Raw genomic sequence first — 7,510 nt, forward strand, 5'->3', positions numbered from 1 at the left:
AATATGAATATAATTTTAATTATATCACAATATTGTGGGTGTTTGTACTAGAGGACTTACCTCTTCCCCAGAACAATAAGAACACACACTTTGTCTCGATGAGAGACAGGAAATACGCATGATTTCCTCATCTTTTAATCCTATTTGCTTTAAATGAATCAAAGCGCTTGCACGAAGTACTCTGGGAGTAATTTTTATTTTCATAGCACTATGGAACTCTGCAAGCCTAAAATTATGCGCAACCTGACTTGTTGTTACAGGAATCCCTATTTTAGAAACAAATACTCTCCCATTTCTCCCACAAGTGTATTTTTGCAACTCTTCCATTAAGCTGATAGGAAATGTGATTAGAATTTTGGTTTCTTTATTCTGTCTTTTTTTAATGCGAAAGGAAATCTGATTGGATGCAAAAAATAGATCGTCTGTGCGCAAAGACAAAATTTCGTCTAACTTACGGATCCCTTGTACAATCAATTTACCGATTAAATAGTCTCTATAATTCACTATCCGGAGCGCTTCAAAAAAAACTGTCCATTCCTGCTTAGAAATCGATTCTGTTTTGATTTTGTCTCGGATTTTAAAAAATGTAGTGTTTCCAAAATCTTTCAATGGAATAGCGGGTTTAATATATCCCTTGGTCAATCTATACAAAAACTTTGTGAAAGATATGTAGCATGCCGCTCTAGCCTGTTTAGAGGCCTCTGAAACGACTTTTCCATTAAAAACATCTAGAGACTTGATTTTAAACAAAGATTCGCTGTGGTCAAGAGAAATAGCCTTTATCAAGGTTTCCGATAAATCCAGAATCTCTAAAGAAACAAGAAAGTTAATCCCAGACGCATAATTTTTTCTAGTTAGATGAGATAAAGTAGATAACCAAATTTCCGACGCGTCCCCAAAAGTTAAGAACAATCTACTTTTATGGAAAGCCATCGAGCCCATTTTCTTAACCAAAGCTATTCAAAATCGGAGCTCTAAGATTTTAAGAAATTTTTTAACAAAAGTCCATTATGACCAAGTCTACCACCCTACCACCAAGAGTTGCAAAGTCTACCACCAAGAGTTGCAAAGTCTACCACCAAGAGTTGCAAAGTCTACCACCAAGAGTTGCAAATCTCTCTCGTAAAATCAAATCCCTAAATAAATATATATATAATAAATATATATATGAGCTGACGGAGGATCAGCTCTTTTGCTTAAAAAGTTCAAAAAGCTGTTGTAGAAGATTTTCGTTATAGGAGGACAAAGAAACTCCGGAACATATGATGCGAAGTATCTCTATTAAGAAATCAGATAATTGGCGATTCTTCTCTGAATCAGACTTATCTATCGTTTCTCTAACGTCTTTGTTTCTAGATGAAGGAAGAAATTGATCCAACACCCTTATCGCCGATGAGTTCGACATTCCACATACTTTCCCTATCACATCGACCTTGGTTTTTAAATCGCCTTTTCTAGCGGCCAAAATATATGCGGATTTATAGGGGATCGATTGAAACTCTTTTTGTAGAGTTTGGTTGGGGAGGTTTATAAAAAGCTCGTAATATGCAAGAGCATTGTAAGCAGAAGACTTAGTTCTAAAAACTAACTCTATCCAAGATGAAAAAGTTGTTGAGGAGAAGTGATCCTTACTCAGGATTTTTCTAGCATTATAGATTTTTTCTCCTAAAAGAAGTACGTGTTGCTTCTGTATGGATTTTATCTGACCAGTAAGCAGTTTTACCGCTAGGATGTCTTCTTGATAAAATTCTTCATCCGAATAGTTTTGGGACTCTGATAAAAATAATCGATCCAAACTCTGACTTTCCTCAGAATTCAAAGTTGCTGAGAATAGTTCAATGGAAGGAAGTGTCTTCTTAAAATCTAGAGAAGCGGCAGTTTGATTTTTTTTAAAAAAGACATCCGCTTCTTTTTTTAGTTTGTTCACGTTGTCCTCTGAGAGTAATCTCGTTCATATTCGATATGCAAAATATTTGCTATTTCATGCGTTAACTTCAGAATATCTTCTGCGGCCCTAGAATTTGGATAGACATTAGCTACAGAATCTTCTTTAAGAAGAGAACGGCTGAGAGAAATATCTCGACGAATTTTTGTTGAAAAAAGCTTGTTTTTGTAAATAGACTCGATAATGTCTATATACATTTGGTTAGTCGAGTTACGATCATCCCAAAAAGACAAAGCTATTCCAAGAATGTGTTCTTCTTCAGGTTTTCCGACCGAACTTAAGAATTCACGTATCTTTTGTAACCCTAGAATAGAAAAAGGTTCTGGAGTTAAACAAACAATTAATTTGTCTCCTGCAACAAAAGCTTCTTTCGTTAACCCTCCTAGGCTAGGTGGAGTGTCTATTATGCAGATGTCATAAAAAGGAGCGCAGTACTCATTCAGAAATAACTTTAAGTTGTTACTAGGTCCTCTATGAATATCCAATTCTCTAAACTGTTCGGATAAAAATGATGCAGGAATTAGGTCCACACTATCTTTTTTTGTTTCGCAAATGATTGATTTTAAATCGTTTGATGTGTATACTATGTCGTGCAAGCCTTTTTGGTTACTTCTGACACTAGCCCCCAATCCAGAAGATAAATTGGATTGCGGGTCTAGGTCAGCAAGTAACACTTTTTTCCCTAAAAATTGGGCCAAGTTGCATCCCACGTTTAGAGAAAGTGTTGTTTTTCCAGTTCCTCCCTTAAAAGAGCAAAAAACTAAGGTGTGCAAATCAACTCCAACGTTAGAGTAAGTTGTCTATTCAGCCTTGGAAAACATGTCTTTTCTAGACAAGATAAGCATAATCAAAGCCTTTTTTAGCTTTAAACTGTTATCCTCTAATTTTTCAAGAACAGGAGAGTCTGGGAATAATCCTAAAGAGTTTTCTATTTGTTGAAGCAGTCCTAGAATTAGTGAGACACTTTTATGGTAGAGTTCTAAGGGAGAATTTAAGAAAGTTACTTTTTCCTTGTTTACTCGTATTTTTAGGTCTAATTCGGGGAAATCTTTTTTCACATCTTTAACAATTTTAATAAAATCGTCCCTCACTTTTCTTTTATTTTGCATAACAAACCCCGTAATTCGAACTGTTTTCTCTAAATATAAAACCTATAAGAAAAATCCAATAAAAATTGTTTAAGCGTTTGTTTGAGGTATTACTTCCAAAAAAGATACATTAGAAGTATTTGTTATTCCTAAAATATCATTGCCATTAGAAAGGGCATTAACCCATACCACACCGCTTTCTAAACCGCCTACACGTAATGAATACGTTGTTGGAGTCAATCCTGTATTAGTAATGCTGGTTCTTAGACTACATAAATTAGGAACGCCTGATGAGTATCCATAACTAATCGCGCAGGGCTTAGAATCACCTTCTCGTACCAAAGCTAGAACAACGCCGCCTTCCATTCTTGATGCAATAATATCTGCTGAGACTAAGAACATGCTCCCAGAGCTTTTGGGTGTGACTGTGAATTTTCCTATTTCAGTTCCTCCTAATAAAGTTTCAATGCTACTGGGAGTGAATAACCCGTTGCATTGAATTTTATTAGTGATTGGAAAGTTGTTAAAAGCTTTCAACAAACCTAGAGAAGGGTCTGTTTTGATTTTGTCTAAAATATCTTGGACTGTATTATCAACAATAGTATCAGCAATTCCATCAAGAATTTGATCTCCCAACTTTTCTAGAATAAGCTGGTAAGCTTTTTCCGCATCCAAACCAATTGTAATAGAAGCATTGGTTGATGAATTATTGGAGACTGTTAAAGATATTCCATCAGAAGCTGTCATTTTGGCTGCGACAGGTGTTGATGTTGTCCCAAGGATTATTTGCTGGTCCTTGAGCGGCTCTGTCATTTGCCCAACTTTGATATTATCAGCAAAGACGCAGTTTTCAGTGTTATACAAATAAAAACCAGAATTTCCCATTTTAAAACTCTTTTTTATTTTGAGCTTTAAATAAATTAGGTTTTTAGTTTCAAGCTTGCTATTAATTAATAGATTCTTGTTCTAATTGTTCCATTTGTTCTTTAGATTTCTTAGTTATTTCTTCAAAGCGCTCTTTATTTAGATATAGAATTTCTTTTTTAGAGAGTTTAGAAGAATCCAGAAATTCAATACGTTTTCTTCTAGATAACCAGCCAAGCTGAATGGCGATTTCTATACATTTATCGATAGCTAACTCGATTTTTTTCCAGTTCCTTGTACAGATGTACCGATTCATCCTTAAAATATATGCAAGACTTTTAACGTTAACGTTTAATAACAAGTTTTCTGGCCAAGAATTATCCTTAGTTAATTTTCGTCTCTTTTTCGCAGCTGCTGTAATCACCCAGTCGATAAATGTGTAAGCATACTTTGATGCATTTGGGAAACGCATTTTTATTTCTTGGTATACATTTGCAGGCTTGATTACAAAGTAGGATTCTATTTGATCTACCAAGATAGGACATGGCTCTACAACGAACCCTTTATGTTTCCGTGTAGATGGTGAATTAAAAGGTGTTAAGTCTATATCTATATTTTCTTCGTCAGTTAAACCTTCCCATCCTTCGTAAATCCTAATGATCGGAGAAAGAGTTTGGTAACGGTCTACTATTTGTGTTCCATTAGTCCATCGAGTTCTAGTTGCCACTATTAAAAACGGTTGATGTCCTAAATGGTATAAGGCTTCTAAAGCAGTTTCAGCTTCTTTTCCACTAAACTCATACTTATTTCTGGATGTTTTATACCGCTTAACTCCATAAGCCTCTAAGAATTCAGTTTTTGTAAAACGGATTCTTGGTATCCATCCTTCAAATTGAAAACTATTTGATTCTCTGGATAAAATAACCCCTTTTGTGTTCCCCTTGTAATTCGTTGCGGTCAGTAATCTTTGGATAGCTGCTAATGCATGGTAATGAGATGAAAGAAAATCAAGACCTATAACTTCTACCATCCCATTTTGAGCCAATTTGGGAGATATCTTAATAGATTGACCAGGTCTTCTTCCAAACTTCTGATTTTCAAGGTGGATAGGACTTTTGATGAAGTGGCAGTTACTATAATTTACCATACTTTTTTAATAGCGGAGAATTTACTAATTTTTGGATCGAAATGTAATACCGAAGAGAAAACCGATCCATGTCTATTTTTCCCAACAGTTATCTCACAATTAGAAGACGATTCCTTCCTATTGATAAACAAAATCACATCTGCGTCTTGCTCTATTTGACCGCTGTCTCGCAAATCTGAAAGCATGGGAACTTTATTTGCTCTATCCTCAACTTTTCTAGATAGTTGGGATAAACAAACTATAGGAATGTTTAGCTCTGAGGCTAAACCTCTTAAGGTTCTAGATATATCTGCTATTTCATTTTGACGATTTTCTCCAACCGATGAGTTGATCAACTGCAAGTAATCGATAAATATTACGTCTACTCGATCTTCTTTTCTCAGCAACTGGATCTGATTCGCGATTAAATTAAGCTTATACTGACTATCACTGCAGATATAAAAATGTGATTCTCTAACTGTTTCTCCAGCTTCTTCTACTCGGAATAATTCTTCTTTAGAGAGATCCCCTCTTTGTAATTTTTCACCAGATATTCCTGTTAAATTAGCAATAATCCGCTCAACAATTTGACCTGCGCTCATTTCTAGAGATAGGAAACCAACTCTACGCTGTTGAGTAACCGCAAGATTTATCGCCATGTCTATAGCTAAAGCTGTTTTCCCTATAGATGGCCTAGCTGCTATAATCACGAAATTACCTTTAGCTAAGATAACTCCTTTATCATCAATATCCTTGTATCCTGTTGGGAAGCCATCAAAGAAAGAATTTTGATTCTCAGAGAACGCTGCTCGTCTTTTTTTTATACGAGCCAGCACTCCAATTTCTGACTGTGAGAATATATCATAAATAGACCGGCCTCTAGCGCTGCGAATAGAAAAAGTCTTTGCTATAGCACTATCAAGCCTTCCCTTTATACGCTCAAGCAATAGAAACGGAGATCTACGCAATGGATTTTCATTGTACTCATTAAACGAGCGGAAAATGAAATTGCTCAAATTTTCTTCAGCGCTACACACGCTCAAATCATCGAGGAAAACCGTATGAGAAACGGATCTAAGCTTGTCATTTGATAAAGCATCATGCAACATTAACCCGAGATACGATTTGTCCATATCTTTGATACGACGCCGCAAAAGCTCTTCCCAAGCCGAGTCTACAGTTATAGGTAATCCATTGTCTTTTAAGTATTTAAATACTATGAATATGTTTTTATGATGGGAACACTTAAACTCATAATTAGCAAGCTGCCTCAGAATATACTCAGTAGAGTCTTCAAATATCAGAGCTTTACCTAACAACGCATACTCGATATCTTGCATGCGATTTTCTATTTCGGAACGAGTTTTCATGTTTATATAAAAAAATACCGAGCGTGCTATCCTGTTAACAACCTGATTATTTCACTAATCAGGACATTTTGCGGATAGGTTATATCACGAGGGATTTCATGGGTAAAGGGATTTTATCTTTGCAGCAAGAAATGTCGTTAGAATATAGCGAAAAGTCTTATCAGGAAGTTTTAAAAATTCGCCAAGAATCCTATTGGAAACGCATGAAAAGCTTCTCCTTATTCGAAGTTATTATGCATTGGACCGCATCACTCAACAAACATACTTGTAGATCATATCGAGGATCTTTTTTGTCTTTAGAAAAGATTGGTCTATTGTCTTTGGATATGAATCTGCAAGAGTTTTCCCTTTTAAATCATAATCTAATCCTAGATGCGATTAAAAAAGTTTCCTCTGCCAAGACTTCTTGGACCGAAGGTACTAAACAAGTTCGAGCAGCAAGCTATATTTCCTTAACAAGATTCCTAAACAGGATGACTCAAGGAATAGTCGCTATAGCGCAACCTTCTAAACAAGAAAATAGTCGAACATTTTTTAAAACCAGGGAAATAGTAAAAACGGATGCGATGAACAGTTTGCAAACAGCATCCTTCCTAAAAGAGCTAAAAAAAATCAACGCCCGGGATTGGTTGATCGCCCAGACAATGCTCCAAGGAGGTAAACGCTCCTCTGAAGTCTTAAGCTTGGAGATTAGTCAGATTTGTTTCCAACAAGCTACCATTTCTTTCTCCCAGCTTAAGAACCGTCAGACAGAAAAGAGGATTATTATAACTTATCCTCAGAAGTTTATGCACTTTCTACAAGAGTACATCGGTCAACGAAGAGGTTTTGTCTTCGTAACTCGCTCCGGAAAAATGGTGGGGTTAAGGCAAATCGCCCGCACGTTCTCTCAAGCAGGACTACAAGCTGCAATCCCTTTTAAGATAACCCCGCACGTGCTTCGAGCAACCGCTGTGACGGAGTACAAACGCCTAGGGTGCTCAGACTCCGACATAATGAAGGTCACGGGACACGCAACCGCAAAGATGATATTTGCGTACGATAAATCCTCTCGAGAAGACAATGCTTCAAAGAAGATGGCTCTAATATAGCCTAAAGGTGTTTTTTCTGGCAACAG

The 7,510-nt window shown here is 36.3% G+C and carries 8 protein-coding genes; 1 reads left to right on the forward strand and 7 read right to left on the reverse strand.

Annotation, left to right across the window (positions count from 1 at the left end; genetic code table 11):
• Window positions 1-24: 24 nt before the first annotated feature.
• The 7 genes from CTA_RS04795 to CTA_RS04825 form a co-directional block, all read right to left on the reverse strand.
• The gene (locus tag CTA_RS04795) at window positions 25-942 is read right to left on the reverse strand and encodes an integrase pGP7-D (RefSeq protein ID WP_011324918.1); all 918 of its coding nucleotides are present in this window, start codon (window positions 940-942) and stop codon (window positions 25-27) included.
• Window positions 943-1,183: 241 nt separating this feature from the next.
• The gene (locus CTA_RS04800; protein ID WP_011324919.1) at window positions 1,184-1,927 is read right to left on the reverse strand and encodes a CT583 family protein; all 744 of its coding nucleotides are present in this window, start codon (window positions 1,925-1,927) and stop codon (window positions 1,184-1,186) included.
• Window positions 1,924-2,718 carry a ParA family protein gene (locus CTA_RS04805; protein WP_012718309.1) on the reverse strand — a complete coding sequence of 265 codons (795 nt, stop codon included), beginning with the start codon at window positions 2,716-2,718 and terminating at the stop codon, window positions 1,924-1,926. Before CTA_RS04805 ends, CTA_RS04800 begins: the two co-directional genes overlap by 4 nt.
• 27 nt (window positions 2,719-2,745) lie before the next feature.
• Window positions 2,746-3,054, reverse strand: coding sequence for a hypothetical protein (locus tag CTA_RS04810; RefSeq protein WP_010889887.1), 309 nt, complete (start codon window positions 3,052-3,054; stop codon window positions 2,746-2,748).
• Between the two features lie 69 nt (window positions 3,055-3,123).
• Window positions 3,124-3,918 (reverse strand): virulence factor Pgp3, encoded by a 795-nt coding sequence (gene pgp3, locus CTA_RS04815; protein ID WP_011324921.1) that lies wholly within the window; start codon window positions 3,916-3,918, stop codon window positions 3,124-3,126.
• Window positions 3,919-3,979: 61 nt separating this feature from the next.
• Entirely contained in the window at window positions 3,980-5,044 is a 1,065-nt protein-coding gene (locus CTA_RS04820; RefSeq protein WP_011324922.1) for a DUF5597 domain-containing protein, read from the reverse strand.
• Window positions 5,038-6,393, reverse strand: coding sequence for a replicative DNA helicase (locus tag CTA_RS04825; protein WP_011324923.1), 1,356 nt, complete (start codon window positions 6,391-6,393; stop codon window positions 5,038-5,040). Before CTA_RS04825 ends, CTA_RS04820 begins: the two co-directional genes overlap by 7 nt.
• Before the next feature lie 98 nt (window positions 6,394-6,491).
• On the opposite strand from CTA_RS04825, the gene CTA_RS04830 reads away from it, so the two are divergent.
• The gene (locus CTA_RS04830) at window positions 6,492-7,484 is read left to right on the forward strand and encodes a site-specific integrase (RefSeq protein WP_010889883.1); all 993 of its coding nucleotides are present in this window, start codon (window positions 6,492-6,494) and stop codon (window positions 7,482-7,484) included.
• Window positions 7,485-7,510: the final 26 nt, after the last annotated feature.

Source organism: Chlamydia trachomatis A/HAR-13, from assembly GCF_000012125.1.
Lineage (GTDB): Bacteria > Chlamydiota > Chlamydiia > Chlamydiales > Chlamydiaceae > Chlamydia > Chlamydia trachomatis.

Bases quoted from the DNA above. Each gene is read 5' to 3' on its own strand.
- pgp3 (WP_011324921.1), bottom strand. From the start codon at position 3,918: ATGGGAAATTCTGGTTTTTATTTGTATAACACTGAAAACTGCGTCTTT.
- CTA_RS04825 (WP_011324923.1), bottom strand. From the start codon at position 6,393: ATGAAAACTCGTTCCGAAATAGAAAATCGCATGCAAGATATCGAGTAT.
- CTA_RS04830 (WP_010889883.1), top strand. From the start codon at position 6,492: ATGGGTAAAGGGATTTTATCTTTGCAGCAAGAAATGTCGTTAGAATAT.
- CTA_RS04820 (WP_011324922.1), bottom strand. From the start codon at position 5,044: ATGGTAAATTATAGTAACTGCCACTTCATCAAAAGTCCTATCCACCTT.
- CTA_RS04795 (WP_011324918.1), bottom strand. From the start codon at position 942: ATGGGCTCGATGGCTTTCCATAAAAGTAGATTGTTCTTAACTTTTGGG.
- CTA_RS04810 (WP_010889887.1), bottom strand. From the start codon at position 3,054: ATGCAAAATAAAAGAAAAGTGAGGGACGATTTTATTAAAATTGTTAAA.